We start from the raw sequence: 26275 nt of genomic DNA on the forward strand, positions 1-26275 counted from the left end.
GCATTTCCCCATACCCTTTGAAGCTTATGTTAATGTCTAGCTCTTAATATATTTACTGCCCTGTAAATTGATGTTCCTGCTAATGCTCCTGAAGTGTCAATAATCACATCTTTCAATTGGCATCCCCTGCCTGGCACAAATAGCTGGTGTAGCTCATCGCTTACAGCATAAGTTATGCAGATTGCCAGTGATAAAGCAATGGTTCTTTTTCCTCGGATTTCATTTTTAACCAAAGCATATGAAACCAGTACTCCAAGGACAGCATATGCTGAAAAATGTGCAAATTTTCTCACAAAATGATTCAGCTGAGAAACAATGTCATTTAACGTACTCATTTCAATATCTAAAGGAATTACTTTTCCAATAGTTTCAACAATAATTTTAGTCACGCCTCTGCTCAGGCTGTTTGAAGCAAAAGCAGGCTGAGCTGAAAGGTAAAATATTACCAGCATCCATACTGCAGCAGGCAGCCAAGGCGTTATCCTTAATTTGTTATTCATATTGCATTCCTTAATAATTTATAATTTTTAATCTTACTAACAATATCATTATTTTATGTCTTAATCAATATATTATTTCTTAATTTATTAAATACCCATTAATAACCAAACAGAGCAGTTTGCGTATAATGACATATAATATTGAGGAGGAATAAAATGAAATTCTTTTATGGCGATAAAAACATCCTTAGAGCTCTGGAAGAAGCTGAGTTCTGGAAGCATCAGGAAAGTGAGCATACAGATGTAATAATGGAGGTTGCTCCCGACCTGGAAAACGAATATGTTGAAAAACTTGAACAGTATAAGCAGATTTTTGACTCAACCCACGACCGTGCAGTCCAGTATTCACAGGCAGCAATAAACTGCAGTAACATCATATCAGGGGAAATGTACGAAAACATAGTGAACATTGTTGATCTATCAATAAGGCAAAGCAAAGTCTTTGTTGAATTTCTTGGAATGCTTCTTAGAGAAAGTGAAGCAGTAAAGGAAAATCCTGCAGCAGTAACAGTTGTAAACCACATAAGAAGAGAGTCTGAGTACTTCATAGGAGTTGTCACTGCATTTTTAAATGAAGGGTGCTCAAATCATTATGATGGCGGTCCGATTTACGGAAATATTATGTAATTGAAAAAACGGCGGTATCCCGCCGTTTGTTTATTTTTTTGAATTAGGTGCTGCAAAACTTGGTGGCTGTGCATTTTGAGCACTGAAGGAATTGCTTCCCGGTGATGATAAATCAAAATAAAGTTTTGAATCAGCTGTGACACCCCAGCTCTTATTGGAACCTGTGTCTTGAATTTTATTGAATGCTTCACGAAACATTGTGTTATGTGCTTCTTCGCGGTTTAATAAAAAGTCTATAGTTTCTCTTACACCCTTGTCGTTGATTTGTCTGTACAAATATTCATAAACAACCTTTGCTCTTTGTTCCGCAGAAATGTTTGACAAAATGTCAGCTGCCAGATCTCCTGTTTCTTCGATGTAAGCAGCAGTCCAAAGATATCCTGAAGCGTTTGAAAGCACAGGTGTAAGTCCTGATGATACATGAGCCTGAATGTTTCCTATGGTTGCATTTTGAGCATCAAGTTCATGTCCATTCAGCAAATTCACTGTTGTTGCAACCATTTCAAGATGGCTTAATTCTTCAGCAGCAATGTCAAGAAACAAATCCTTTATTTCCTTGTCCTTGATTCGTAGACTTTGGGACATGTACTGCAGTGCTGCTTTAAGTTCCCCATGAGGTCCTCCAAGCTGTTCCTGCATCATAGCCGCATAATTTGGGTTAATATTATCCACTTTTACTTCAAAAAGTAACTTCTTGTCATGTTTAAACATATATTTCTCCTTAAAAGATTTTGTTTTATCTTTTCCTTTAAGCGAGAAAATATGAATATTATTTTCTTAAATCAAGGTTTATTCTTCCATCCTTTACTTCAACAATTCTGTCTGTTTTTTCAGCAATTCTCTGATCATGGGTTATTATAACAAATGTTGTTTTATATTTTTGATTTATGCTTCTTAATATTGAATAAACAGTTTCAGTTGTATCGGAATCAAGGTTTCCTGTAGGCTCGTCAGCAAGAATTATTTTTGGTTTATTAATAAGTGCCCTTGCAATGGCAGTTCTTTGCTGCTGCCCTCCTGACATATCCGTAGCCAGGTTGTTTTTAACCTTTGAAAGCCCCACCATGTCAAGAAGCTCGTCTGCCCAAAAGTCTACTTCCTTTGGGACATTAAAATTTTTTATTTTATAAGGCATCAGCACATTTTCTTTTGCTGTGAATTCAGGAAGAAGGTAGTGAAACTGAAATATAAAGCCCATAGTCTCATTCCTTAGCTTTGCAAGAGAATCCTTGTCCAATGTGTCAGTCCTGAATCCGTCAATGTAAACTTCTCCGCTTGTAGGTTTGTCCAATGTTCCAATGATGTTCAGCATGGTACTTTTCCCGCTTCCTGATTCTCCTATTATTGAGTTGAAGCTTTGTTCTGCAAAGCTTAAGTTAATGTCGAACAAAACATGCGTCTTTATTTTTTCTCCGTAAATTTTATTTATATTTTTAAGTTCAATAATATCAGCCATTTTTAATCACCTCTATGGGGTTAAGTCTCGAGGACAGTCTTGCAGGAATTAGTGATGCTGCAACTGCAGAACATACGGCAAACATTCCTGAAAGAGTAATAAATCCTATGTTTATGTAAATTGGAACAATTGGTGAGCCGTCAGGGTTCACTGCAAATTTTGTGAAGAACCATAAGAGTACAAAACCAAGGATTATCCCAAACACTGCTCCCACAATACCCAGCATGAAACCCTGGAAAACAAATATTAAGCTTGAATCCCTGTCCTTTATTCCCATTGCCTTAAGTATTCCTATCTGTTTTGACCTCTGGACTACAGAAATGGCAAGCACACTGGAAATTCCAAGAAGTACTGCAACCAGCACAAAGACCTGAATCATATAGCTTGATACGCTTTGACCGTTTAGACCGCTTAATAGAGACTGATTTTGATCCTTCCAGTTTTCAACTTCAACATCATTTACTGACAGATTGTACGCTAAATCCTTTGCTGTTTCATCGGCTGTAAACACTTTTTTGACCTGCATTTCTATTTTTGTGATGCTGCTGTCCAGTGACAGCATGTCCTGTGCTGTTTCAATTGTTGTTACAACCCATGATTCATTCAGGGATGAAACTTCCAAATCGAACAGACCTGTTACTTCCAGTCTTGTTACATTTCCTGAAGGCAATATAAGTGTTATTTCATCATTTATCTTTGTGTTTGACTTAAGTGCAAGGTCTTTTCCTATTATTGCTTCATCTTTTTTGACCGGCAGTCTTCCCTCATAAAGACCTTCGCTGAATTTGTATATTTTGTCAGCATCATCTACCACAAATCCTCTTACAAGAACAGGAGCAGTATCATCATAGTCAATGGTAGCTGAGCCCTCTGCAGCAGCTGATATGTTAATTATGTTGCTGTCTGAAATCCCAGCCTCATACATTGCTCTCTCCCAATCCTTGATTGATGTTTTGCCATTTGCAGGAACTATGGTGATGTGTGATGAACTTCCTATAGTTGTATCAATGAGACTTGCCTGAAGACCTTGTATTAACGATCCTATAAAAAGCTGCACTGCAACTCCCACAGATATTCCAAGTATAATTAAAAGTGTTTGTCCTTTGCCTGACTTTAAAAAGCGCAGGGCTATGGTAAAAGATAATCTCACTTTTCTTCACCTGCCCTTAAACTTACTATATCCTGGTATGACTCAAGGTAAATGTCTCCGCCTATTTTTTCAACTGAAACCAAATTGCTCCGGAAAGCATTGCCTCCAACCAGCACAGTTACTTTTCCGCCTGTCATTTCCTTTATTCTATTTATCATTCTCTGAGCTTCAAACAAAAGATAATAATCTGTGACACTTATGGCTGCATATTTTGGACTATTGCTTGCAATTGCATAATAGACCTGTTCTCTGGGAGTGTTTGTTCCAACAAATATTGCTTCATATCCGTTCAGCGAAAAAAAATCTGCAATCATTCTAAGTCCCACCTCATGATATTCCCTTTCGGGGCACGCAAGGACCACCTTCATTCCAAGAGGCTTTACATGTTTTTTCAGTTCTATTACAAAAGGATATGCGGATTCTATGACAGTCCTGATGATGGAAGTTTTAACGTGTTCAATCCATATGGAGTCTTCCATTCCCATGCTTGTGTCTATGGAATAAAGGGCAGGACGAAGAACATCCTCATATAGCTCAGGAATTGTAATCTCATTATTTTTCAATGCATTTATTGCAAGCAATACGCATGCATCCTTGTCCAGTTTATCGAAATGATTTATGAAACTTAACTTAAACTCATCCATACAGATCTCCTTAATTCTTAAGTTTCACAGAATCACCGTCAATCAATTCTTCAGGCGGGTTTAAAATAACTTTTTCACCTTCAGGAATTCCTGATACCTCTGTGAGATACCCATCAGATAATCCTGTCACAACGTATTTCTTTTCTACAGTATTATTTTTTAAAACAAAAAGGTACATTTTGCCGTCAACATCTCTTTTAAGAGACTCATTCTTTAATAAAAGGGAATTATCACTGATGTCAATTATTATATTTGCTTTTCCTTCATATCCTGACTTAATGAAATTGTCGCTGTTTGTAATCTTTATTGTTATTTCAACTTTTGGAGTTTTGCTGCCGCTGTCCTTGTCAATCTCAGCCGTTTTTCCTACGTTTATTACTTCTCCTTCATAGACGCTGCTCATTCCGTTTAAATACACCATTGATTTTTGGCCTTCTCTAATTAATACAGCATCTTCCTGAGGTGCCTTTGCTGTAAATTCGTAGGAATTTGTGTCATAAATAATGATTTTGCTGCCTGCAGAAGTTTTTCTTCCTTCATTCAATGGAAATTCTGTGACAACACCGTTTACAGATGCGTAAATTTTATTGTTTTCAATTTTATTGTTTATGTTTTCAATGTCAAGCTTCAGGGTATTTATGTCTCTTCCTGTATTTATGGTGTCAATTTGTAAAGACTTAATATAGTCGTTGTAATTAGCCTCAGCATCGCTGTAATCAAGATTGGCTATATTAAGTTTGCTTTCTAAGTCCTTTGCTGCTGAATCATATCTGTCATATTCTAATTTGCTTATGGCGTTTTCATCATACAACACACTGATTTTCTTAAGGTCTTCATATGATGTTTCAAGATCAGATTTAACATTGTTGTACGCTTCCTGACTCTTTAAAAGCTTGTTTTTAAGGATGCTCACTTGCGAATCTCCGTTTTTTGATTCATCAAGATCTGAATAAAGTTTTTCCAGATTAATTTCAGATTTCTTAAGTTCAATCAAAAGGTCTGTTGAATCAAGTTCTGCAAGAAGCTGCCCTTTTTCAACAGTGCTGTTTTCTTCAACATAGGTTTTCAGGACCTTCAATTCAGAAGGTATTGTTATTTCTTCGTAATCTGCTGATTTTATCACCCCTGAAAGTTCTATACTTTTAGTTACACTTCCATAGTAGGTTTTCATTGTGCTAACTTCAATAGCTTCATCATCCTTTGAAAGCATAAAATAAACAAATAGAAATACTATTATTACTGTTACTATAATTATTACAGTCTTTATATTCTTTTTCATAGAGTCCTCCCTTGTGAGAATTTCCATGAAATAATACCCTATAAAAATTGAAATTAAACACTGTTTTAAAATATATTATTTTTATTAGCTCAATATAAAGTAATATGAGTTTTTTAAGTATTCCTGCCTGTATTTGATGGTAAGTTTTTTAAGGTGACTTTTAACTGTCTGAAGGGATGTTTCCGACTTCATGTATTCATCCACCAGCTTCATGAAAATGCTTTTTTCATTTTCTGTTGCCACGCCCTTAAAATATCCCCATACATGCTGCAGCGAGTTTATGGCATGGCCCTTCTCCTCTTTCTTTGACATTGCAAATTCGAGAATATTATAAAAACCCACAGCATCATAAACATTCTTGTTCTTTAACATTTGCCTTATTTTTAAATAAACCTCAGGTGATTTTTCCAGCACGCTGTACTTGTACCTGCTCCATTCCTTTTCAAGATACTTGATATTTTCATGTTGAACTGTTGAGTTGATGCATTTTATGCAGGAAATGTTTTTGTCCTTAACTTCAAGCATTATATCTAAATTTTCTCCTCCCACATGTTTGTAAAACTCCATGAATTCATTGATTCCTATTGTTTCAGAATGTGAGCCTTTCTTTTTATGAGGATTTTGCTGAGAATAGTGTACTTTCTGCCTGCCGTCACTAATATTCCAAGTCTTGCTGCACTCCTTTATCCAGAAATCATCACTTGAGTTATCATAAGGATTTGCAGTATTGTGCAAATTGTCATATACAACTGGTATGTTAAGCTGAACTCCTGCTTCAAGCACATCTCGTACATTAAATGATTTATCGTCATTTTCTATAACAAGTCTGTTCTTTATGTTTTCGTCAAGCAGTTTATAATTGTCCATGAATCTCATAATGGCTGATTTTTTATCTCCATAAACTCCTCCTATGTGGAGAATTATTTTCGAATCTCTTCCAGCATTCAGACAGTCCAGAAAGTGGTTGTGGTAAATGAGGTCTTCCACAGCTCTATGAACCACCTCGTGTTTTGGAGAGTTCAAAACTGTGTATTGACCGGGATGCATGGAAACCCTCATGTTGCTTTTTTTGATTTTTTCTCCTATTATTTGAAATCTCTCTTCGAAAATATCCCACCAGGGAATGTTGTTTACAACGCTTGAGCCAAAAGGAATGATGTCGGAACTTATTCTGAATAGGTTTATATTGTTTTCAATGTTGTAATCAATTATATTTTCAAGTGATGTAAGATTGTGTTCAATAAGTCCCAGAAGTTTTTCATATCCTGCATTCTTGATTGTGCAGCTTTTAAATCCTGCGTTATGTACACCAACTGTAAGACATGCATATCCTATACTCATAATTCCTCCTATAATAAAAGAGTTGCTGTGCAACTCTCAGATTATTGACAAATATGGGCGGATCTTGTATCTGCCCGTTGTCAAATCAATAATTTTCTTATCTTCGGGAGGACAGTAGTCCACCTTACATTATTAAGAAAAACTCCGGCAATTTTCTAGCCTCGTTTTCTTCTTCTAGTTCTATTTTGTGTTTCACAAAATTCTCATCGTCAAAATATTTTGCATGTACAGGGCATTTTTTTATGCAAGCGCAGCATTTTATGCATATGCCATTGAGTGTTGATACGTTATCATAATCAATGCTTCCCATGGGACACACTTCTGCGCAAATTTTACAGTCTGTGCATGAATCACCGGTCTTTGGAGTAATTTTTCTGAAGTCCACCGGATTACCTTCTCTGTCCTTTGGTTTGTAGTAATCCCTGTAAACTTTTTCTATTACCTTATATTCATTAACTGCATTGATTTTTGGTTCTTCATTTATTATTTTAATGATTTTTGCTGCAAAATCAGCAGCTGTATTCATATCTTCTTCATCAGGCCTGTTCATGGCAAGTGTGTCAGAAAATGAATGTTCACCAATAAATGCACAGCCACATAAAACATTAAAACCATCTTCATCGAGTATGTCCCAAAGTTCCTTCAAGGCATCGTCATAATTTCTGTTTCCGTACATGACAATGGCTACAGCCGTTGCTTTGTTTCCTTTGACTGTGTTCAGGAACTTAAGAAGTACGTTTGGAACCCTTCCTGCTATAACCGGAACCCCTACTACCACTATGTCATCTTCCGTAAATGAATACTGTTTTTTTCTTGCTTCAGGCAATGTGAAATCAATTATTTCCCACGAATTCTGCCCTGCTCCTGCTGAAATCTCCAGCGCCAATTTTTCAGTGATTTTTTTTGTTGTTCCTGTGGCGCTAAAATAAAATGCACTGATTTTTCTGTTAATAATCTCTCTCTCCATATTATTCCTGCTTTATTTTATTTTTATTACGTGACGATAATAATTCGCCAAAATTTATTTCCATTATAAAAATGCTTGTAATCATAAGCACTGCTCCCACATACGACTTTGCAGTAAGAATTTCTCCTGCAACGAAAAATGCAACAATTCCCGCAAACAATGTTTCCAGGGAAAAAATAATACCTACGTGAGAGGCATTTGTATATTGTTGAGCAATTGCCTGTACAATAAATGCCACTCCCGTGCAGAACACAGCCAGGAACAACACAGGAGCCCATATTTTGGGTTCTGTTGGCAAATGTGGTGTTTCAAACACAAAAGCCAAGATTAAATTAAATAATCCTGTAAATCCAAGTTGAAAAACTCCCAGCTGGAATGGATTCACCTCTTCATGGGCAACAACTTTCTCCGTTACCAATAAATCAATGGCATACATGAAAGCGCACATGATGGAGAGAAGATCTCCCTTTAAATTTGCATAGTTAATTGTAAAACTTTCGGTAAGTGTCAAGAGCCCTATTCCAATGAGAGTCATAAACACAGCAAGAATGACTTTTTTGTCCGGTATTTTTCTGTACACAATGCTGGACAATATGGGTGTAAAAATTACAGTCAACCCACAAAGAAATCCTGTATTTGACAAAGTTGTATACTGAATGCCGAACGTTGCTCCTATGTAAACAACAACAAGAATGGCTGACAGCAGCACGCTGTACTTCAGCGTTGCCTTAGAAACGTTTTTTAGTTTCGTAAAAGCCAATATTCCTGCAACTGCAAATGCAATGAGAAACCTGTTTGCATTAAGTGTAAACGAACCCATATCTTCAAGACTCAAATCCACCAGGTAGTAAGAAACCCCCCAGCTTAATGTTACAAGCAGCAGCATTAAGTCTGCCTTTAATTGCTTAGACATTTTATCCCTCTATATCAATGAAATTTTATTCTATAATTCAATATATATTATATCTTAAACATTAAAAATTTACAATTGCATAGTCATTATTTCATTCAGTAATCTATTTAGAAAAATTTCGAAATAGGTATTGACATTTATGTTTTACTGGATTATAATCTATTTAGAAAAACATCTAAATAGTGAGAGGTGATAAATTGGGATTCCCAGAAACTTTTAAGGCGCTTTCCGATCCGGTACGAAGAGAAATACTTGTGATGCTCAAGGATGGAAAAATGTCTGCAGGAGAAATATCAGAACACTTTGACATGACAGGCGCTACCATATCCTACCACCTGTCACAGCTTAAGAAAGCTGGATTGATTTTTGAAAGCAAATATAAGAATTTTATTTATTATGAAATAAATATTTCCGTATTTGAAGAGGTTATGTTGTGGTTCACCCAGTTTGGAGGTATGAAAAATGAAAATTAAATTTGACAAAATGCTTATTTTAACCACTGTTATATGTATTCTTCCCGTAATAATGTCACTGATTGTCTTTGACCGTCTTCCGGATCAGATTCCGGTTCACTGGAACTTCAAAGGCGAGGTAGACAACTACGCTTCAAAGGCATTTGGAGCATTTGGACTTCCTTTTTTAATGGCTTTCATCAACTTCATAGTGCATATGAGCCTTAACAATGATCCTAAGAAAGCCAATTATTCAGTTGTTCTAAAGCAGTTTTCTCTATGGCTCATACCTGTGATGACATTGTTCCTGGTTCCTGTTACTCTTCTCATTTCCATGGGCTATGACATCAAAATAAATATAGTTGTTCCGGTTTTTGTTGGTATTATTATAATAATATGCGGCAACTATCTTCCGAAGTGCAAACAAAATTACACAATGGGTATTAAGCTTCCATGGACATTGAACAGTGAGGAAAACTGGAACAAGACACATCATCTGGCAGGTTTTATTTGGACCATAGGAGGAATACTTCTTGTTTTGACCACATTTTTAAACGTGAATTCTTTGCCGCTTCTCCTAACTATAGTATTTTCCCTGGTTTTTGTACCGGCAATATATTCATACATGCTTTATAAAAAAGGAATTTAGCAAAAGGCGCAGAAAATTTTCTGCGCCTTACTTTTACTTCATTGATTCAATTATTTTGTCAACAAATTCATCAATTGCTTTGTGCTGCTCTTCTTTCATTGATGATGTTATTTCAATGGGATTCCCAATTATTTCAACATTTTTCATTGTACATGCTATTTCTTCCATGACCTTTGATGCTCTTGGTGCCCAGGAGCCGTTTCCTACCAGTGCAACCTTCCTGTTCTGAAACTGAAGTGCTGCAAGTTCCTTCATGAGGTTTTCCATTCCATAGTAAAGTCCAAGGTTGTATGTTGGAGATGCAAAAATTATGTGGCTGTATTTCCAAGCATCAGAAATGATGTATGAAGGATGTGTCTTAGAAACATCATACATGTGCATATCTTTCACACCTTTGACAGCAAGCTTATTTGCAATTACATTCATTACATTTTCCGTATTGCCGTACATTGAAGCATAAACCAACATTACACTTTTCTTTTCAGGTTCATACCTGCTCCACAAATCATATTTATTTAAAATGTATGACAGGTTGTTTCTCCACACCGGTCCGTGAAGAGGACAAATCATTTTTATCTCACATGATGACAATTTCTTCATTACAGCCTGAACCTGCTGTCCGTACTTGCCAACTATATTGGCATAGTAGCGCCTTGCTTCTTCCGCATATGTGCATTCAAAATCAGTGTCATCTGAAAAAAGATTTCCGGATAGTGCTCCAAATGAACCGAAGGCATCTGCTGAGAATAGAATTTTTTCAGTCATTTCATAGGTAAACATAACTTCGGGCCAATGAACCATGGGTGCAAAGAAGAATTTCAGGCTGTGTTCTCCAATACATAGAACATCGCCTTCTTTAACTTCATGCATGTTCATGTGGAAGTCAAAATTGTAAAACTGGCTTATCATCTGGAATGTTTTTTTATTTCCTACAATTTTAATGTTTGGGTACCTTCTTACTATTTCTTCAATGTTTGCGCAGTGGTCAGGCTCCATGTGGTTTAAGACAAGATAATCAAGATTTCTTCCGTCCAAAGCTTCAATTATGTTTTCAATAAACTGTCTGCTAATAGACTGATCAACAGTGTCTATGAGTGCAGTTTCACTATCTATGATTACAAATGAGTTATAGCATACCCCAGACGGTATTGGAAACATATTTTCAAAACGCTCAAGTCTTCTGTCATTTCCCCCAACCCAAATTATATTCTTGCTTATATTTTGTATACAGTGCATAATTTTCCTCCTGTTATGCTATGTAGTAGTTTTATTGATATTTGCATAAATTATATCACACAAAGGTATTTCGTGAAATATTTTTGACGACAAAATGAGATTATTTTTTCAAATTCTATTAAACAGGGATTACAAAAGCAAGTTGACTACGTAGATAATTAAATGTAAAATAAAATAACAAATTAGGGAGAATGACTATGAAATATGAAGTAATAATGTTTGACGCAGATGATACACTGTTTGATTTTAAAAAAGCAGAAAAGGAAGCTTTTAAGAATACAATGGTTGGTTATGGTATCAATTATGATGAAAATTACCACTACAAAATATATGATGAAATAAACACTGCACTGTGGAGAGATTTCGATAATGGGCTCATAACTCAGGAAAATTTGAAATACCAGCGTTTCAAAGAACTGTCCCATAGACTGGGTGCAGGATTTGATGAGTATGAGTTTGCAGAAATTTATATGAAAAATTTGTCTCAAGGTTCATTCCTGTATGAAGACAGCATTCCATTGGTGGAGAGCCTCAAGAATGATTACCGTATGACAATTATAACAAACGGACTTACAGATGTGCAGCACAACAGGGTAAGAAATTCTGCCATAGGTAAGTACATGGAAGAAGTTATAATATCAGAGGAAGTGGGTCTTTCAAAACCTGATTTCAGAATTTTTGACTATGCACTTAAAAAAATCAATTACCATGACAAAAGCAAGGTTATAATGGTGGGTGACAGTCTCACCACGGACATACAGGGAGGAATCAACTCAGGAATTGACACATGCTGGTACAATCCGGATAAAAACGTAAATAAATCAAAATTTAAACCTACATATGAAATATCTCAGCTCATGATGCTGAAACAAATACTTGAAAATTAAAAAAGTCAATTTGCATTAGCTCAGATTGATGACAAAATTGTTGGATATATAATACGGGCGGACACAAGGTCCGCCCATACAACTTATTCTGTTATAATTTAATTATTAAGACTTTCGTAGAGAGAATTCAACAACACTTTGTTCGGGTCCTGGCTTAATTCCCATACTGCAGCTCCCCCTAGCCCCTTAGTGTTTATGTAATTTGCCTTAAGAGACATTGAGGCAGCATCATCATAGCTTATGAAAATTTTTCCGTTGTAAAGCCATGGAACCATGGACTGTTCATGAAAATATCTTACAAAGCCAGCTTTGTTTATGTAATTTGCTTCGATACTTGAATAACTCAAAGATTTTCCTGTTGAAAAAGTCTGATAGAGGCCATTGTTGCCTGTGCTTGAAGTTTCATATAAATATCCGTAAAACGGAACTCCCGCTACCAGTTTTTCCTTTGGGAAACCTGCATTTATCCAGGCATTGACACTTGAATCAACGCTCCACTTGTACTGCAAAGAGGCATCAGTGTTGTTGTAAAGAGGTGCATTGAAATCTGTGTAGGAATCCCATGTACCATGAATATCATATGTCATGAGTGTGGCATAGTCTACATATTCATGAAAAATGCCAGGCTCGGTGTTTCCTATGTAGTAATTGCTAGCACCGCCTGCAATTGTTAAAAGATAATGCTTGTTGTCCTTCAAGCCTTGTTCATCCATTTTTTCACGTATTTTTTTCAACAGAAGTGTAAAGTTTTGCTTGTCTTCAGGGCGCCTTGAATTTTCAGCCAGGCCGCCGCCTACAGGGTATTCCCAGTCAAGGTCTACGCCGTCAAGTCCATACTTTGTAATGAACTCAACACACCCGGATGCAAAGGCTGATCTTGATGTTTCAGTTGCAGCAGCATCTGAGAACTTTCCGGACCATGTCCAGCCGCCAACTGAAATCAGAATTTTCAAATCAGGATTGATTATTTTTAAGTCTTGAAGCATTTTAAAATTGGCAGGATCCTTATCAGGATATCCCATTACTAATTTAAAATCAGAACCGATATTAGCAAATGCGTAATTTATGTGGGTAAGCTTGCTTGCATCAAGCTTGTTCGGAGTAAATCCGGAATATGCAGACCACGCAGCATAATAGCCCACAATTTTCTTTGTAGATTCTGTTGGAAGATCAGGAGCATAATCCTTTGACAAAGTCACAGTTATAACATTGCTTGGCTTTGAGAGATTTCTCTTCACATCCTTAGCCTTTATGTAAAATTCATATTCAGTTCCCGGAGTCAAATTTTCGACTGTATAAGTGCAGTTTAAAGTTGATGCGAAATATGTACCGTCCTTGTAAATGCTGTATGCATTGACACCCACATTGTCCGTTGATGCATCCCACTTAAGAGTAACCGATGTTTCATTTGCATACGTCATATGAAGATTGGCTGGAGCTGTTGGCGGCTGCTTGTCCGCTTTGTCTGCAAATGCAAAGTTGTCGAAAGACAAAACGAGCAGCACAAAGGCAAGAGCAATTGATAACGTTTTTTTGATTTTTAAGTTCTTATTCATGATAATTCTCCTATGTTGTAGTGATACAAGTATAGCATAGCCCCTTTTATTAAGGTAATGCAATATATGGCAAGTTGTTTTGCACTTAGTTTTTCAGCCATAATAATCCATGATTTTGCATTGAATAGCCCTTATCACATAAAAAGTTCCGGCAAATTTGCCGGAACCTAATACTATACAATTAATCTATCCTTTTGTCACCGTAGAAGAATAAGGCAACTGTGCCCGGACCAGTGTGTGAGCCTATTACGGTTCCAACGCTGTTTATCATTATCTTACCGTCCAATTTGAGGAATTTGCTTTCGATTAAATCAGCAACTTTTCTGGCATCTTCATAGCAGGCTGAGTTAGATATGTAGCACCTGCCTGAATAATCAAGCTTGTTTTCCGCATGTTCTTCCATTCTTGTAACAATTTCTTCAATAACGTGTTTTTTCCCTCTGTATTTTGACCGAGGTATGAGTTTTCCTTCATGGTTCATGTTGAGGAGAGGGCAAATATGGAGCATTGTTCCGACTATATTTGAAGCTGCTGAAATTCTGCCGCCTCTGTAGTAACTTGTAAGGTCAGTTGAAAAAAACCAGTGGTTGACTCTCAGTTTGTTTTCCTCAAGCCATTGAAATGTTTCCTCAATTGTGCTCCCTCCATCCCGCATGTCGCAGGCAGATGTTACAAGTAGTCCGTAACCTGATGATGCCCCCAGAGAATCCACAATCATTATTTTTCTTTCAGGATACTTTTCCATGAGTTCTTCTCTTGCAATGTTAGCAGAGTTGTATGTACCGGAAAGTCCGGATGACAACGAAATATGCAGTATGTCTTTTCCTTCCTTAAGCAACGGCTCGAAAAATTCTACAAATTGAGCTGCATTTACTTGAGACGTAGTTGGCTTTGATCCATCTGATATTTTTTTATAAAACTCTTCAAAGGGCATTGATTGACCTAAATCGTCCTCATATTCTATTCCGTCCATAATAAAATGAAAGCAAACAAATGGTACATTTCTAGATTTAAAAAATTCAAGAGGCATATCTGCAGTTGAACAGGATGTGACAATAAAATCAGACATATTATAACTCCTTTTTTTATTTTACAAATTATTTTATCATGAAAATATTGCAGATTTAGTCGAAGTTTATCCGAAAAATCAACGCTTAAATGCAATTAAGTTTATTATTCCAAAAATTACATCTATTTACATTATAAATTATTGAAATTATATGTCAAGTTTATGCCATTTTTGATTCTATTTCTGTTCCTATTTTTGTTTCACCTTCTGTGTTATGTCTTCTCTTTTTCCAAAAATACATGTAGTATATGATAAACAACACTGAAGTTACAGCCCAGCTCAAAGGATAGCTGAATATAACCGTCTTGATTTCAGGCCTTTTTGGAACTGCTATTAATATCCATAAAACCCTTAATCCGCACACACCTATACTAGTGAGAAGCATTGGTACAAGCGAATTTCCCATGCCTCGCAGCGCTCCTGACAATATTTCTATAAATACAAATGTAAAATATGTGGGAACTAGGAATTTTAAAATTTCCATTCCTTTTTCAACAACGGCAGCATCTTCAGTGAACAAAAGGTACACATACTGTCCTGTAAAGTACAATATTATGCTTAAGGTAACTGCTGCTCCCATGCACATTACAAGGGTCTGGCGAACTCCTTTTTTCACTCTGTCGATTTTTTCCGCACCGTAATTTTGTCCTGAAAAAGTTGTAATGGAAACACCAAAGGCTCCCATAATCATCCAGAACAATCCGTCTATTTTTGAAAATGCAGTCCAGGCGGCAACCGTGTCTGTACCGAAGGAATTTATACTTGACTGTATCACTATGTTTGCTATGTTGTACATTGAAGACTGAAACCCTGCAGGAAGTCCTATTCTGAAAATTTGTGCAAGCTTGTCTTTATCTATTTTAATTTTACCAAGCATTATCCTGTATGACTCGGATGTATGCATTAATATATAAATTACCAGAAATGCACTTATGCACTGTGACAACACAGTGGCTATACCAACGCCGTAAATACCAAGACCGAGCACCGCTACAAACAACAGGTCAAGCACTATATTTATAATGCAGCTGGCTATCAAAAAGTAAAGAGGTCTCTTTGAATCCCCAACTGCCCTGAGAATTCCTGAACCTATATTGTAAACCATGTTTGGAATCATTCCGGCAAAGTATATTTTTATATAAATCAGGGAATATTGTATTACATCTTCAGGAGTTCCCATTGCTTCAAGTGCAATAGGAGCAATCAGTATTCCTCCAACTGTGAAAAGTGCTCCTCCTATGGTTGCCATTGCTATGGCAGTGTGAACAGCAACATTTAAATCATCATGTTTTCTTGCTCCATAATACTGTGAAATTATTACTGTGGCTCCTGAAGAAAGTCCAACAAAAAAACCAACAAGAAGGTTTATAAGAGTGCCTGTTGTTCCCCCTACGGCCGACAGCGCTTGTTTTCCTATGAATCTTCCCACAACAATGGCATCTGTAGTGTTGTAAAGCTGCTGAAAAAATGTTCCCAGCAAAATAGGAAAAAAGAATATGAGTATCTGTTTCCATATAACCCCTTCAGTTATATCATATTTATTAATATTATGCTTCATTACTTGCTCCAATCAAAAGAATATCATTTTGATGTTATATCACTTTAGCATCAAAGTCAATAATTCAAATTTATTTTTTAGCATAGCCATAGGAAAACATTTTAAAAAAATAACAAAAAGGCAAATGTGATATTCACATTTGCCGATGAGTTATTTAGTTAAATGACTGTTCTGTTCTGTCAATTATTTCATCCTGCAGAGCCTTTTCAAGGTTGTTGAAGTGGTCTGAATATCCTGCAACCCTCACTATAAGGTCCTTATATTCATCAGGATTTTTCTGTGCGTCAAGAAGAGTGCTCTTGTCTATGACGTTGAATTGAATGTGGTGACCCATCATGTGGAAGTAAGCTCTTATAAGCGCTGACACATTGTCAAGTCCTTCTTCTCCTGCTATTGACGACGGTGTGAACTTCTGATTTAAAAGTGTTCCTCCCGTTGAAGTGTGATCCATTTTTGCACATGATTTTATAACTGCAGTAGGACCGTTTGTATCTGCCCCCTTCTCAGGTGAAATACCGTCTGTAACAGGTTTTTCCTTGAGCCTTCCGTTTGCTGATGCTGTCATGACAGAACCGAAATATACGTGGCAGGTTGTCGGAAGCATGTCAATCTGGTACGTTCCGCCGCATACTGCCTTTCTTCCTCTTATTCTGTCTCTTACATTTTCAAAAACATCCAGCATAATGTCATCTGCATAGTCATCGTCATTTCCATATTTTGGTGTATGATTGAGAACAAGGTTATGAATCATTTCATGGCCTTCAAAGTTTGCATCTATGGCAGCAAGTAGTTCCTTCATGGTAAATCGTCCTTGTTCAAACACGTTGTATTTTATTGATGCCAGACAGTCAGTGATTGTTCCTATTCCAACAATCTGAATGTACCTTGTGTTGTACTTAGCACCGCCAGCGTTGTAATCTTTTCCGCTTTCCTTGCAGCCGGTTGTAAGAACAGACATGAATGGTGAAGGCATGTGTTCTGCAAATATTTTTTCTATTACGTTGTTTCCTCTTATCTTAACATTGATGATGTGTTCAAGCTGTTTAAAAAATGCAGCTTCAAGCTCCTCATATGATTTGAAGTCTTCAGGATTGCCGGTTTGAATGCTGATTTGCTTGTTTGTGTACTTGTCAAAACCATTGTTCATTGCAAGCTCGAATATTTTAGGAACGTTGAGATATCCCGTCAATACATATGCTTCTCTTCCATGGCATCCTGTTTCAACACATCCGCTGGAACCTCCGAACCTTGCATCTTCAAGAGATTTACCTGCGTTTATAAGCTCCTGTATGAGTTCCTCTGTGTTGTAAAATGCCGGCTGTCCCCATCCCTTTCTGGAAATTTCAACAGCGCGTTTTAAAAACTCATCAGGTGTTTTTTCGCTTATCTGCACATTTGAACTTGGCTGGAGAAGTCTCATTTCATCCATGGTATCAAGTATGATGTATGAAACTTCATTCACTCCGTCTTCACCCGTGTAAGGATTTATTCCTCCGGTGTTGAAGTTTGCAAAGTCAGTGTATGTTCCGCTTTCCTTGAGGGTTATTCCCACTTTTGGAGGAGCAGGCTGGTTGTTGAATTTTATCCACAGGCACTCCATCAGCTCTCTTGCCTTATGGTAATCAATTGTTCCTGATTCTTTTTCCTTCTTATAGAAAGGATACAGGTACTGATCAAGCTTTCCTGGAGAAAATGCATCCCATGTGTTCAGTTCTGTTGTGATACCTATGTGCACAAACCAGTACATCTGAAGAGCCTGTGCATAAGTTTCCGGTTTGTTTGCAGGTACAACATCACAGTTTCCGGCAATCCACAAAAGTTCTTCCTTTCGTTTTGGGTTAGTTTCTTTTTCAGCCAGTTCCCTTGCATAGGCTGCATATCTTTGTCCGTAAATCATTATGGCATCGCATGAAATTGCCATTGCTTCAAGCTGTGCCTTTTTGTCGTAAGCATCCTTGTCATTTAAAAAATCCAGCTCATCAATTGCTTCAAGGATTTCCTTTTTAAATTCCAAAAATCCCTTGTGATAAAATTTATCATCTGCAACTGTATGTCCCGGAGCCCTTTGTTCCATGAATTCCGTGAACATTCCCGCTGCGTAGCAATCTTTCCATTCCTGTGTCATGGAGGCAAGAATTTTGTCTCTTGTGGACTTGTTCTGCCAGTAAGGCAGAATTGTTTCAGCCTGTACTGTTTTGTCTTCTTCATTGACTTTGAAATTGATGTATTTTCTTTCGTTCATTACAGTCATGTCTTCAACGGTGTGGGCGCAAAGTTCAGGGAATGTGGGAACAACCTGAGGTCCTTCGCTTTTTTCTCCAACTATAAGCTCACCTTCACCAATGTACAGTTTCCTGTTTTCCATTAGATATTTAAAGTTCATTGCACGGAGCACCGGGATTTCCACGGTTCCGAAATTATTCTTATAAAACTCCGTTTCAAGCAGTGCCCTTTCCAAACTTACCCTAGGCTGTGTAGACACACTTTCCAGTCTCAACATCTTTGTTCTTTCTGTATAGCCTCTCATATTAACCTCCTATTTTTGCTTTATAGCCCTTATTTTCAAACATTTCCTTAAATTTTTGCATCTTTTCATCGGATGGTTTTGACATCCTGTCATCTTCATAAACTTTTCCTAGTTTTTTGTATTTGTGCTTTGCTATGTCGTGGTATGGAAGTAGATTTACTTTGCTGATGTTTAACCCTTCAATAAATTCAATTGTTTTAATAATGTGTTCTTCGTCTCCATTGACACCTTCAATTATGGGCATCCTGAGATTAATATTGTTGTGGATTTCAGATAATTTTATTATGTTTTCAAGAATCAGCTTATTTGACATTCCGATAAACTCAACGTGCTTTTCATCATCCATGAGCTTGATGTCGTAAAGGAACACATCCGTATATTTTGCTGCTCTTTTAAGATTTTCAAAGCTCACGGCTCCACAGGTGTCAACTGCAGTGTGAATATTATTATCCTTAAGTTTTTTTAGGAGCTCTTCTACAAAATCAATGTGAATCAAAGGCTCTCCTCCTGATAATGTCACTCCTCCGCTGGATTTTTCGTAGAAAACCCTGTCCTTCAGAACTTCCTTCATTACATCATCAACAGTGTATACTTTTCCGGCAATCTGCCTTGCGCCCTGAATGCAGTATATTACACATTGCCCGCAGCAGTCACATGACTCATCTGTAGTAAGCTTGTTGTTTTCAATTTTAATGGCTTTTTTATGACAAATTTTTTCGCATGTTCCGCAAAGAACGCATTTGTCCCTGTCGTAAAGAATTTGAGTGTTTATATTCTGGCTCTCTGGATTATGGCACCACAGGCATTTAAGTGGACATCCCTTAAAAAATACGGTTGTCCTTATGCCGGGTCCGTCATGTACAGAAAACTTTTGTATGTTAAAAATATTTGCTGTATTCATTTTATCTCCAATTATATTTTCATACAATTATATATGCAATTTTCAAGCCAATAATTAGCATTTAAATTTCAATGTTTTTATTTTTATGTATAATTTTTAATACAAAAATGTGCCCGATTTTATGACAGTTGTAAAATTTTCATATTTTTCAATAAATCGGCTCCTATGCTGATATTATAACAGTAATCGACAAATTACAACATTTGATTTATTCAAATATGTTGAATTTCATTTTTTTCAGTGCTATTATGGTTAAAAGAGTGTAAATCACAAAAACAGAAACAGAGGATATCATGGACTATAAAAATATTTTGAAATTAATATCTGAAAACTTATATTGTGGAATATTTATTGTTGATAATGAAGGAAGGGTAATATTCTATAATCAGTCAATCAATGATCTTGCCGGGCTGAATGTTGAAAACGCTGTAGGAAAACATATGCTTGAAATTTTTCCAAAACTTACAGAAGAAACAAGCACCATTTTGAGAACATTGAAAACCGGGGAAGGTTTAAAAAATTATGTTCAAAATTACTATAACTACCAGGATAAGAGAGTAACAATTCTTTCAAGCACTGTTCCAATATATGAAGACGGGCACCTTGTAGGTGTTGTTGAAATATTTTCTGATGTGGACAAATACAATAACATGAACCAGACCAAGAGCAGCAAAGGCTTCATGGAAAATACCGTATACACACTCAATGACATCATTGGAAACAGCAAGGAAAAAAAAGAATTGAAAGAAAAAATCAAAAAAACAGCCAACAGCAATTCACCCGTCCTTGTTTACGGCGAAACCGGAACAGGAAAAGAACTGGTTGTACAGTGCCTTCACAGCGAAAGTACACGCAGAAATAAACCTTTTATAGCACAAAACTGTGCTGCCATCCCAAGCACACTTTTCGAAAGTATTTTGTTTGGAACTGCCCTGGGAAGTTTTACTGGAGCAAAGGATTCAAAAGGTCTCATCGAATCAGCTGAAGGCGGAACGTTGTTTCTTGACGAAATTAATTCCATGGATATTACATTACAAGCTAAGCTCCTTAGATTCCTGCAGGAAGGCCACATAAGAAGACTTGGGGAAAACAAGTCCCATGAGGTTGATGTTCGTGTTATAGCAGCTTTGAATGAAGACCCATATGAAGCAATAGAAGCAGGCACACTGAGAAAAGATTTATTTTACAGACTTAGCGTTATAAATTTTAGTCTTCCTCCTCTCAGGGAAAACAAAAAAGACATAATTGAAATAAGTAATTATTTCCTTGAATTTTTTAACAGTAAGCTTAACAAGAACATAAAAGGATTTTCAGATGAAGTTCTGGAGTTTTTCAAGAGTTATGACTGGCCCGGAAATGTAAGAGAACTAAAACATTCAATTGAATATGCTGTAAATATAACTGAAAGCAACACAATTTCTAAAAGTGATCTCCCTGATTACTTTAAACTGAAAAATAAAAAAACAAATGCTGACGTTAAAATGACAGATGATTTATTAACAGATGATAGTTCTTCACTCCTTACTCTGAGTGAACAAGTAGGACAGTTTGAAAGAAAGGTAATAATAAACGCACTTAAGCAATATGACTGCAACATTTCCAAAACTTCTAAAAAACTTGGACTTCCAAGGCAGACACTGTACTACAAAATGGATAAGCTAAACATAAAAATGGACAAAACATTAGATTAAAAAAGTGCTTAGAAAACCTTTATGAGGTTTTCTTTTTTTGTAACCAAATAAATATTCCACATAAGATAATATACACTAAAAAGGAGGTATTCTTTTGGAAGTATCAGCAATTGCAGAAAGTGTTTTTTCGCTTTTCATAATAATCCTTGTAGGAGTTTATGGCAGCAAGAAAAAAATAATTACCCCAGAAATCAACAAGGGACTTACAGATATCCTAATAAAAATAGCACTGCCTTTCATGATTGTTTCTTCTTTTATTTTTACATATGACGACACCATAAGGACAAATGTTTTAAAGACATTTTACTTAAGCCTCACTGCATATGCATTAATGGCCGTCTTTTCTTGGCTTGCTCTTTTTCCTGTGAAAAATGACAAAAAAATAATCCTTCATTTTGCCAATGTCTTCGTAAATACCGGTTATGTTGGTTTTCCAGTTTTATATTCCATATATGGTGCAGAAGGTGTAATTTACGGATCAATATTCAACATGTTTTTTGTTGTATTTGTCTGGACTTACGGGCTCCTGCTTTTTAAAGGTTCTCTAAATAAAAATGAAATCAAAAAAGAAATGTTAAGCGTGATATTAAATCCATCTATTTTAGCAGTATTTATAGGAATCTTCATGATGATATCAGGCATAAGGCTTCCTGCTCCTATTTTTTCAAGCATTAAAAGCATAGGGAACATTACTGGACCATTATCCATGTTCATTATAGGAAACATTCTGTCAAATGTAAAAATTAAAAACCACTTCAGAGACTGGACAATATATTACGGAATAACATTAAAACTTGTTGCTATTCCATTAACCATATATTTATTTTCACTGCTGTTAAATGATTATTCTAAGGCTGTCAATTCTGTTATTGTCATGACTGCCATGCCTGCTTCTGCCATGACTTCCATCCTTGCAGAAAGTTTTGATAAAGAAAAAGAATTTGCAGCCATAATTGTATCTGCAACAACACTGCTTTCCTTGATAACAGTACCTGCACTGATACAATTCACAACATATTTTGCTCCATAATAATTTGTTGCCAATGATACAAATAAAAAGTTGCTCCGCAACTCCGCTAGGGGGACCTATGTCCCCCGACCGCGCAAAAAATACTGACGTATTTTTTGCTGAGCACCCCCCTTGACGGCAAGGGCGTCCCGCCCTTTGCAATCCCCGTTTTTTATATACTAGGAAAGAGAATTTTCCTAGTATATAAAAAAGCCGCAGTTGAAAACTAATACAACTGCAGCTTTTGTTTCATCTGTTTATATAAAAGTTGACTCTTTATGAGCTAGAATCTTCTGCAGCATCTTCTGCGACAGCGATTATTGCACCTGCCAACTCCATAACCAAGTATGAACCATGGGAATAAAGTACACCACATATTATCAAATCCTTTATTTTGTACTTGTACTTATATTATTCCATTTTCGTTTTTTTGTTACAATACTTTGAAAATCTATTTTATAACAGTCATACCGCCCATGTATGGCTGAAGAGCAACAGGGATGTTTACTGAACCATCTTCATTCAGGTTGTTTTCCAGGAAAGCTATAAGCATTCTAGGCGGAGCAACAACAGTATTGTTCAGTGTATGAGCAAAATACTTGCCTTCTTCGCCATTTACACGAATTTTCAGACGTCTTGCCTGTGCCTCTCCTAAATTAGAGCAGCTTCCAACTTCGAAGTATTTTTTCTGTCTTGGTGACCATGCTTCAACGTCAACAGATTTAACCTTAAGGTCTGCTAAATCTCCTGAACAGCATTCCAGGGTTCTTACAGGAATATCCAGTGAGCGGAACAAATCAACAGTGTTCTGCCACAACACATCAAACCATTTTGGGCTTTCTTCCGGTTTGCAGACAACAATCATTTCTTGTTTTTCAAACTGGTGGATTCTGTAAACTCCTCTTTCTTCTATGCCGTGAGCTCCCTTTTCTTTTCTGAAACAAGGAGAATAGCTTGTTAATGTCTGAGGCAATGAGCTTTCAGGAAGAATTGTATCTATGAACTTGCCTATCATTGAGTGCTCGCTTGTTCCTATAAGGTACAAATCTTCGCCTTCGATTTTATACATCATGGCATCCATTTCAGCAAAGCTCATTACTCCTGTAACAACTTCGCTTCTTATCATGAAAGGAGGTACGCAGTATGTAAAGCCCCTGTTTATCATGAAGTCTCTTGCATATGAAATAACAGCTGAATGAAGTCTTGCAATGTCTCCCATGAGGTAGTAGAATCCGTTTCCGGCAACTTTTCTTGCACTTTCAAGGTCAAGTCCGCTGAATTTTTCCATTATTTCAGTGTGGTATGGAATTTCAAAGTCTGGAACAACCGGTTCACCGTATTTCTGCACTTCCACATTTTCACTGTCATCCTTGCCTATTGGAACGCTTGGATCGATTATGTTAGGAAGTGTCATCATTATTTTTTTAATCTTTTCTTCAAGCTCTGCTTCTTTTGCTTCAAGTTCAGCCAGCATTTCAGAATCCTTTGTAACCTGCAGCTTCAGCTCTTCAGCTTCTTCCTTCTTGCCTTTGGCCATGAGTCCGCCGATTTCCTTAGATATTTTGTTTCTGTCTGCTCTTAAATTGTCAGCCTTTTGTTTTGTTTCTCTGCTTTCAACATCCAGTGCTATTACTTCATCCACCATAGGCAGCTTGTTGTCCTGAAATTTCTTCTTAATATTTTCTTTTACTATTTCAGGATTTTCTCTCACAAATTTTAAATCTAACATGTCAAACCTCCAAATTATTTTTTTACCGGCAAATGCCGCAATATTTTTAAACAATAAAAAAATCCTCCATCCCGTACATGGGACGAAAGAACCGTGGTGCCACCCAAATTGTCAGCATAAGCTGACCACTCGCAGTATTATAAAGGTTACTAACCTTCGATTCATCACCGACAGCTCCTAAAGTGGAAAGATTTAGTCTTTCACCGGTTCTCACCAACCACCGGCTCTCTTGAGAAATTCATAAATCGAAGCTTTAATCATCGCTTAAAATATTTGTTTTGATTATTATATAACATTTTTTTCAAATTGCAAAGCTTTTTTAATATTGTTTCCAAATAAAAATATAATAACAATTATTTCTACGTTTAATTTTGAAAATGGAGACAATAATATTCATATAAAGAGAGGAATTTAATATGGATGATAAAATATTAAGTAAAAATATTGTCTCACCTGAAGCAAGAATGGCTTTAGATCAGATGAAAGCCGAAATGTCCAGAGAACTTGACATAGCTAACCCACAGGCAACAGACAGAGGAAATCTTACTTCAAGACAAAACGGCTACGTGGGTGGATATATAGAAAAAGCAAAAAAACAATTCAACATAGAACACAAAGGAACAAAAATCACATAACATTAATCCCCGAATTCAATCGGGGATTTAATTTATAATTTTCTATTATTATCTAAGTCCATTAAAGTACCTGGCTTTATTATTGAAGATCCGTACTTTTGACGTATATTATGAATGGCATTTTCAAGGCTGTCAATTTTGTTGTTACTTGTCATTTCATTGTCTGATTTTGGAAGTTCAAATAATGATATTTGTTTTGATTCATGATTTTTATCAAAACCACTTAAACTTATGCCAAGAAGCCTCACGGGATTTCTGTTCCAATTAGCCTTAAGAAGATGAACTCCTGCAGTATAAATATCCTTCACCAGACAGGTAGGAGGAACGCTCATCTGCCTTGTGATGCTTTTAAAATCCGAATACTTTATTACTATTTGAACTGTGTGGCCCTTTTTTTTATACTTTCTTGCAGACATTCCCACATCATCTGAAAGTTCTAAAAGAACTGATTTTGCAAATTCTATATCGGTGGTGTCATGTGATAGAGTAACAGACCTTCCAATTGATTTCATGTCACCTTCACAGTGAGGTGCAACAGGCGACATGTCAATGCCGTTTGCCAGCAGATGAATTTCTCCGCCCATCTTTCCCAGCTTGCTTATTAAATAATCCCTGTCTGAAAGAGCAAGGTCTTTTATAGTTCTCAATCCCATATTTTGAAGCTTAATAGAAGTTTGTTTTCCAACTCCATACATGCTGCCAACAGGAAGAATCCACATTTTTTCTTGTATGTCTTTCTTCCAAAGCTCTGTAATCCCAAGAGGCTTTTTCATCTCTGAAGCCATTTTAGATAAAAATTTATTTTCAGAAATACCAATGGAACACCACAGATTAAGTTCACTTTTTATGCGTTCCATTATATTTTTAGCAGCTTCCAGAGGTTGACCGAAAATTTTTCCGGTTCCTGTCATGTCAAGCCATGCTTCATCGATGCTGTTTTGTTCTACAACAGGAGTGAATGAAGATAAAATTTCCATTAATTCACTTGATTTTTCTTCATAGAAACGATGGTCCGGTGGGATTACAACAAGATCAGGGCAAAGCCTGAATGCTTCCCTGAGAACCATAGTGGTCCTGATTCCATATTTTCTGGCTTCATAATTTGCAGTTAAAATTATTCCGGTTCGGTTTTCAGGGTCACCTGCTACTGCTGCAGGCTTCCCTGCAATTTCAGGATGGCGCGTACTTTCGCAACTTATAAAAAAAGCATTCATATCAACCAGAAAAACAACTCTTTCCATCTTCACACCTCCTTTAATCTTTATACAAGTATATCCTTTTTGAGCTTTAAATTCAAGGCGCTTGTTCTTTTAATGAGTTATTGAATTCAATAATATTTATAAATCATAAATTAATAACAAAAAAACAGTTGAAAAATTTCAACTGTTTTCATTACCCGGCGACGTCCTACTTTCCCAGGCAGTTTCCCACCAAGTATCATCAGCGCTAAAGAGCTTAACTTCCGTGTTCGGGATGGGAACGGGTGTGTCCTCTTTGCT

Annotated in this window: 24 protein-coding genes, 1 rRNA gene and 1 other annotated feature; of the genes, 7 read left to right on the forward strand and 18 right to left on the reverse strand. The window is 36.5% G+C overall.

What is annotated here, in order from left to right:
- Positions 1–29 precede the first annotated feature (29 nt).
- On the reverse strand, positions 30–500 hold the full coding sequence (locus tag LY60_RS14135; protein WP_145085224.1) for a VanZ family protein: 471 nt from the start codon (positions 498–500) through the stop codon (positions 30–32).
- Positions 501–656: 156 nt separating this feature from the next.
- On the opposite strand from LY60_RS14135, the gene LY60_RS14140 reads away from it, so the two are divergent.
- Positions 657–1127, forward strand: a complete 471-nt coding sequence (locus LY60_RS14140; RefSeq protein WP_145085227.1) for a DUF2935 domain-containing protein — start codon at positions 657–659, stop codon at positions 1125–1127.
- 30 nt (positions 1128–1157) lie between these two features.
- Here LY60_RS14140 and LY60_RS14145 read toward each other — a convergent pair whose 3' ends face one another.
- From LY60_RS14145 to LY60_RS14180, 8 genes are all read right to left on the reverse strand, one after another.
- A complete protein-coding gene (locus LY60_RS14145; RefSeq protein ID WP_145085230.1) occupies positions 1158–1838 on the reverse strand; it encodes a manganese catalase family protein in 681 nt (226 codons plus the stop codon).
- A 58-nt stretch (positions 1839–1896) separates the two neighbouring features.
- A complete protein-coding gene (locus LY60_RS14150; RefSeq protein WP_145085232.1) occupies positions 1897–2583 on the reverse strand; it encodes an ABC transporter ATP-binding protein in 687 nt (228 codons plus the stop codon).
- A complete protein-coding gene (locus tag LY60_RS14155) occupies positions 2576–3733 on the reverse strand; it encodes an ABC transporter permease (protein ID WP_145085235.1) in 1158 nt (385 codons plus the stop codon). The genes LY60_RS14150 and LY60_RS14155 overlap by 8 nt, the downstream gene beginning before the upstream one ends.
- A complete protein-coding gene (locus tag LY60_RS14160) occupies positions 3730–4377 on the reverse strand; it encodes a cobalamin B12-binding domain-containing protein (protein WP_145085237.1) in 648 nt (215 codons plus the stop codon). The genes LY60_RS14155 and LY60_RS14160 overlap by 4 nt, the downstream gene beginning before the upstream one ends.
- A gap of 10 nt (positions 4378–4387) precedes the next feature.
- Positions 4388–5656 (reverse strand): efflux RND transporter periplasmic adaptor subunit, encoded by a 1269-nt coding sequence (locus tag LY60_RS14165; protein ID WP_170226246.1) that lies wholly within the window; start codon positions 5654–5656, stop codon positions 4388–4390.
- Between the two features lie 84 nt (positions 5657–5740).
- Positions 5741–6997, reverse strand: a complete 1257-nt coding sequence (gene uvsE / locus LY60_RS14170; protein ID WP_145085243.1) for a UV DNA damage repair endonuclease UvsE — start codon at positions 6995–6997, stop codon at positions 5741–5743.
- Positions 6998–7121: 124 nt separating this feature from the next.
- Positions 7122–7949 carry an EFR1 family ferrodoxin gene (locus tag LY60_RS14175; protein ID WP_145085296.1) on the reverse strand — a complete coding sequence of 276 codons (828 nt, stop codon included), beginning with the start codon at positions 7947–7949 and terminating at the stop codon, positions 7122–7124.
- A 16-nt stretch (positions 7950–7965) separates the two neighbouring features.
- Positions 7966–8877, reverse strand: a complete 912-nt coding sequence (locus tag LY60_RS14180) for a DMT family transporter (protein WP_145085246.1) — start codon at positions 8875–8877, stop codon at positions 7966–7968.
- Between the two features lie 197 nt (positions 8878–9074).
- Here LY60_RS14180 and LY60_RS14185 point away from each other — a divergent pair, with 197 nt between their 5' ends.
- Positions 9075–9350 carry an autorepressor SdpR family transcription factor gene (locus tag LY60_RS14185; protein WP_019228105.1) on the forward strand — a complete coding sequence of 92 codons (276 nt, stop codon included), beginning with the start codon at positions 9075–9077 and terminating at the stop codon, positions 9348–9350.
- Complete coding sequence (locus LY60_RS14190) at positions 9340–9978, forward strand: SdpI family protein (RefSeq protein WP_019228106.1); 639 nt, start codon at positions 9340–9342, stop codon at positions 9976–9978. Before LY60_RS14185 ends, LY60_RS14190 begins: the two co-directional genes overlap by 11 nt.
- A 33-nt stretch (positions 9979–10011) precedes the next feature.
- Here LY60_RS14190 and LY60_RS14195 read toward each other — a convergent pair whose 3' ends face one another.
- Entirely contained in the window at positions 10012–11214 is a 1203-nt protein-coding gene (locus LY60_RS14195) for an FprA family A-type flavoprotein (RefSeq protein ID WP_145085249.1), read from the reverse strand.
- A gap of 197 nt (positions 11215–11411) precedes the next feature.
- On the opposite strand from LY60_RS14195, the gene LY60_RS14200 reads away from it, so the two are divergent.
- Positions 11412–12101 (forward strand): YjjG family noncanonical pyrimidine nucleotidase, encoded by a 690-nt coding sequence (locus LY60_RS14200; protein ID WP_145085252.1) that lies wholly within the window; start codon positions 11412–11414, stop codon positions 12099–12101.
- A 98-nt stretch (positions 12102–12199) separates the two neighbouring features.
- Here LY60_RS14200 and LY60_RS14205 read toward each other — a convergent pair whose 3' ends face one another.
- The 5 genes from LY60_RS14205 to LY60_RS14225 form a co-directional block, all read right to left on the reverse strand.
- Positions 12200–13657 (reverse strand): glycosyl hydrolase family 18 protein, encoded by a 1458-nt coding sequence (locus LY60_RS14205; RefSeq protein WP_145085255.1) that lies wholly within the window; start codon positions 13655–13657, stop codon positions 12200–12202.
- 181 nt (positions 13658–13838) lie between these two features.
- Positions 13839–14726, reverse strand: a complete 888-nt coding sequence (locus LY60_RS14210) for a DegV family protein (protein WP_145085258.1) — start codon at positions 14724–14726, stop codon at positions 13839–13841.
- A gap of 160 nt (positions 14727–14886) precedes the next feature.
- Positions 14887–16284: an MATE family efflux transporter gene (locus LY60_RS14215; RefSeq protein ID WP_145085261.1), complete on the reverse strand. Its 1398-nt coding sequence runs from the start codon at positions 16282–16284 to the stop codon at positions 14887–14889.
- A 154-nt stretch (positions 16285–16438) separates the two neighbouring features.
- Positions 16439–18811: a trans-4-hydroxy-L-proline dehydratase gene (gene hypD / locus LY60_RS14220; protein WP_145085264.1), complete on the reverse strand. Its 2373-nt coding sequence runs from the start codon at positions 18809–18811 to the stop codon at positions 16439–16441.
- A 1-nt stretch (position 18812) separates the two neighbouring features.
- Entirely contained in the window at positions 18813–19712 is a 900-nt protein-coding gene (locus tag LY60_RS14225) for a trans-4-hydroxy-L-proline dehydratase activase (RefSeq protein WP_145085267.1), read from the reverse strand.
- Positions 19713–20005: 293 nt separating this feature from the next.
- Between LY60_RS14225 and LY60_RS14230 the strand changes: the two genes are divergently transcribed.
- Both LY60_RS14230 and LY60_RS14235 read left to right on the forward strand, forming a co-directional pair.
- Entirely contained in the window at positions 20006–21403 is a 1398-nt protein-coding gene (locus LY60_RS14230; RefSeq protein ID WP_145085270.1) for a sigma-54 interaction domain-containing protein, read from the forward strand.
- 94 nt (positions 21404–21497) lie between these two features.
- Positions 21498–22433, forward strand: a complete 936-nt coding sequence (locus LY60_RS14235) for an AEC family transporter (protein WP_145085273.1) — start codon at positions 21498–21500, stop codon at positions 22431–22433.
- 430 nt (positions 22434–22863) lie between these two features.
- Here LY60_RS14235 and serS read toward each other — a convergent pair whose 3' ends face one another.
- Entirely contained in the window at positions 22864–24141 is a 1278-nt protein-coding gene (gene serS / locus LY60_RS14240; RefSeq protein ID WP_145085276.1) for a serine--tRNA ligase, read from the reverse strand.
- Between the two features lie 75 nt (positions 24142–24216).
- Positions 24217–24411: a binding site (T-box leader), on the reverse strand.
- A 146-nt stretch (positions 24412–24557) separates the two neighbouring features.
- On the opposite strand from serS, the gene LY60_RS14245 reads away from it, so the two are divergent.
- Positions 24558–24776, forward strand: a complete 219-nt coding sequence (locus LY60_RS14245) for an alpha/beta-type small acid-soluble spore protein (protein WP_019228117.1) — start codon at positions 24558–24560, stop codon at positions 24774–24776.
- Between the two features lie 32 nt (positions 24777–24808).
- On the opposite strand, the gene LY60_RS14250 is transcribed toward LY60_RS14245, so the two are convergent.
- Together LY60_RS14250 and rrf are read right to left on the reverse strand one after the other, a co-directional pair.
- On the reverse strand, positions 24809–26017 hold the full coding sequence (locus LY60_RS14250) for a DNA polymerase IV (RefSeq protein ID WP_145085279.1): 1209 nt from the start codon (positions 26015–26017) through the stop codon (positions 24809–24811).
- Between the two features lie 153 nt (positions 26018–26170).
- Positions 26171–26275, reverse strand: a 5S ribosomal RNA gene (gene rrf, locus LY60_RS14255); the annotation flags it as partial.

Source organism: Sedimentibacter saalensis (assembly GCF_007830175.1).
Taxonomy (GTDB): Bacteria; Bacillota; Clostridia; order Tissierellales; family Sedimentibacteraceae; genus Sedimentibacter; species Sedimentibacter saalensis.

What these genes read in the sequence shown, in the direction of transcription:
- LY60_RS14135 (WP_145085224.1), bottom strand. Translation starts at nt 500, where the DNA reads ATGAATAACAAATTAAGGATAACGCCTTGGCTGCCTGCTGCAGTATGG.
- LY60_RS14140 (WP_145085227.1), top strand. Translation starts at nt 657, where the DNA reads ATGAAATTCTTTTATGGCGATAAAAACATCCTTAGAGCTCTGGAAGAA.
- LY60_RS14145 (WP_145085230.1), bottom strand. Translation starts at nt 1,838, where the DNA reads ATGTTTAAACATGACAAGAAGTTACTTTTTGAAGTAAAAGTGGATAAT.
- LY60_RS14150 (WP_145085232.1), bottom strand. Translation starts at nt 2,583, where the DNA reads ATGGCTGATATTATTGAACTTAAAAATATAAATAAAATTTACGGAGAA.
- LY60_RS14160 (WP_145085237.1), bottom strand. Translation starts at nt 4,377, where the DNA reads ATGGATGAGTTTAAGTTAAGTTTCATAAATCATTTCGATAAACTGGAC.
- LY60_RS14165 (WP_170226246.1), bottom strand. Translation starts at nt 5,656, where the DNA reads ATGAAAAAGAATATAAAGACTGTAATAATTATAGTAACAGTAATAATA.
- uvsE (WP_145085243.1), bottom strand. Translation starts at nt 6,997, where the DNA reads ATGAGTATAGGATATGCATGTCTTACAGTTGGTGTACATAACGCAGGA.
- LY60_RS14180 (WP_145085246.1), bottom strand. Translation starts at nt 8,877, where the DNA reads ATGTCTAAGCAATTAAAGGCAGACTTAATGCTGCTGCTTGTAACATTA.
- LY60_RS14190 (WP_019228106.1), top strand. Translation starts at nt 9,340, where the DNA reads ATGAAAATTAAATTTGACAAAATGCTTATTTTAACCACTGTTATATGT.
- LY60_RS14195 (WP_145085249.1), bottom strand. Translation starts at nt 11,214, where the DNA reads ATGCACTGTATACAAAATATAAGCAAGAATATAATTTGGGTTGGGGGA.
- LY60_RS14200 (WP_145085252.1), top strand. Translation starts at nt 11,412, where the DNA reads ATGAAATATGAAGTAATAATGTTTGACGCAGATGATACACTGTTTGAT.
- LY60_RS14205 (WP_145085255.1), bottom strand. Translation starts at nt 13,657, where the DNA reads ATGAATAAGAACTTAAAAATCAAAAAAACGTTATCAATTGCTCTTGCC.
- LY60_RS14210 (WP_145085258.1), bottom strand. Translation starts at nt 14,726, where the DNA reads ATGTCTGATTTTATTGTCACATCCTGTTCAACTGCAGATATGCCTCTT.
- LY60_RS14215 (WP_145085261.1), bottom strand. Translation starts at nt 16,284, where the DNA reads ATGAAGCATAATATTAATAAATATGATATAACTGAAGGGGTTATATGG.
- hypD (WP_145085264.1), bottom strand. Translation starts at nt 18,811, where the DNA reads ATGAGAGGCTATACAGAAAGAACAAAGATGTTGAGACTGGAAAGTGTG.
- LY60_RS14225 (WP_145085267.1), bottom strand. Translation starts at nt 19,712, where the DNA reads ATGAATACAGCAAATATTTTTAACATACAAAAGTTTTCTGTACATGAC.
- LY60_RS14230 (WP_145085270.1), top strand. Translation starts at nt 20,006, where the DNA reads ATGGACTATAAAAATATTTTGAAATTAATATCTGAAAACTTATATTGT.
- serS (WP_145085276.1), bottom strand. Translation starts at nt 24,141, where the DNA reads ATGTTAGATTTAAAATTTGTGAGAGAAAATCCTGAAATAGTAAAAGAA.
- LY60_RS14245 (WP_019228117.1), top strand. Translation starts at nt 24,558, where the DNA reads ATGGATGATAAAATATTAAGTAAAAATATTGTCTCACCTGAAGCAAGA.
- LY60_RS14250 (WP_145085279.1), bottom strand. Translation starts at nt 26,017, where the DNA reads ATGGAAAGAGTTGTTTTTCTGGTTGATATGAATGCTTTTTTTATAAGT.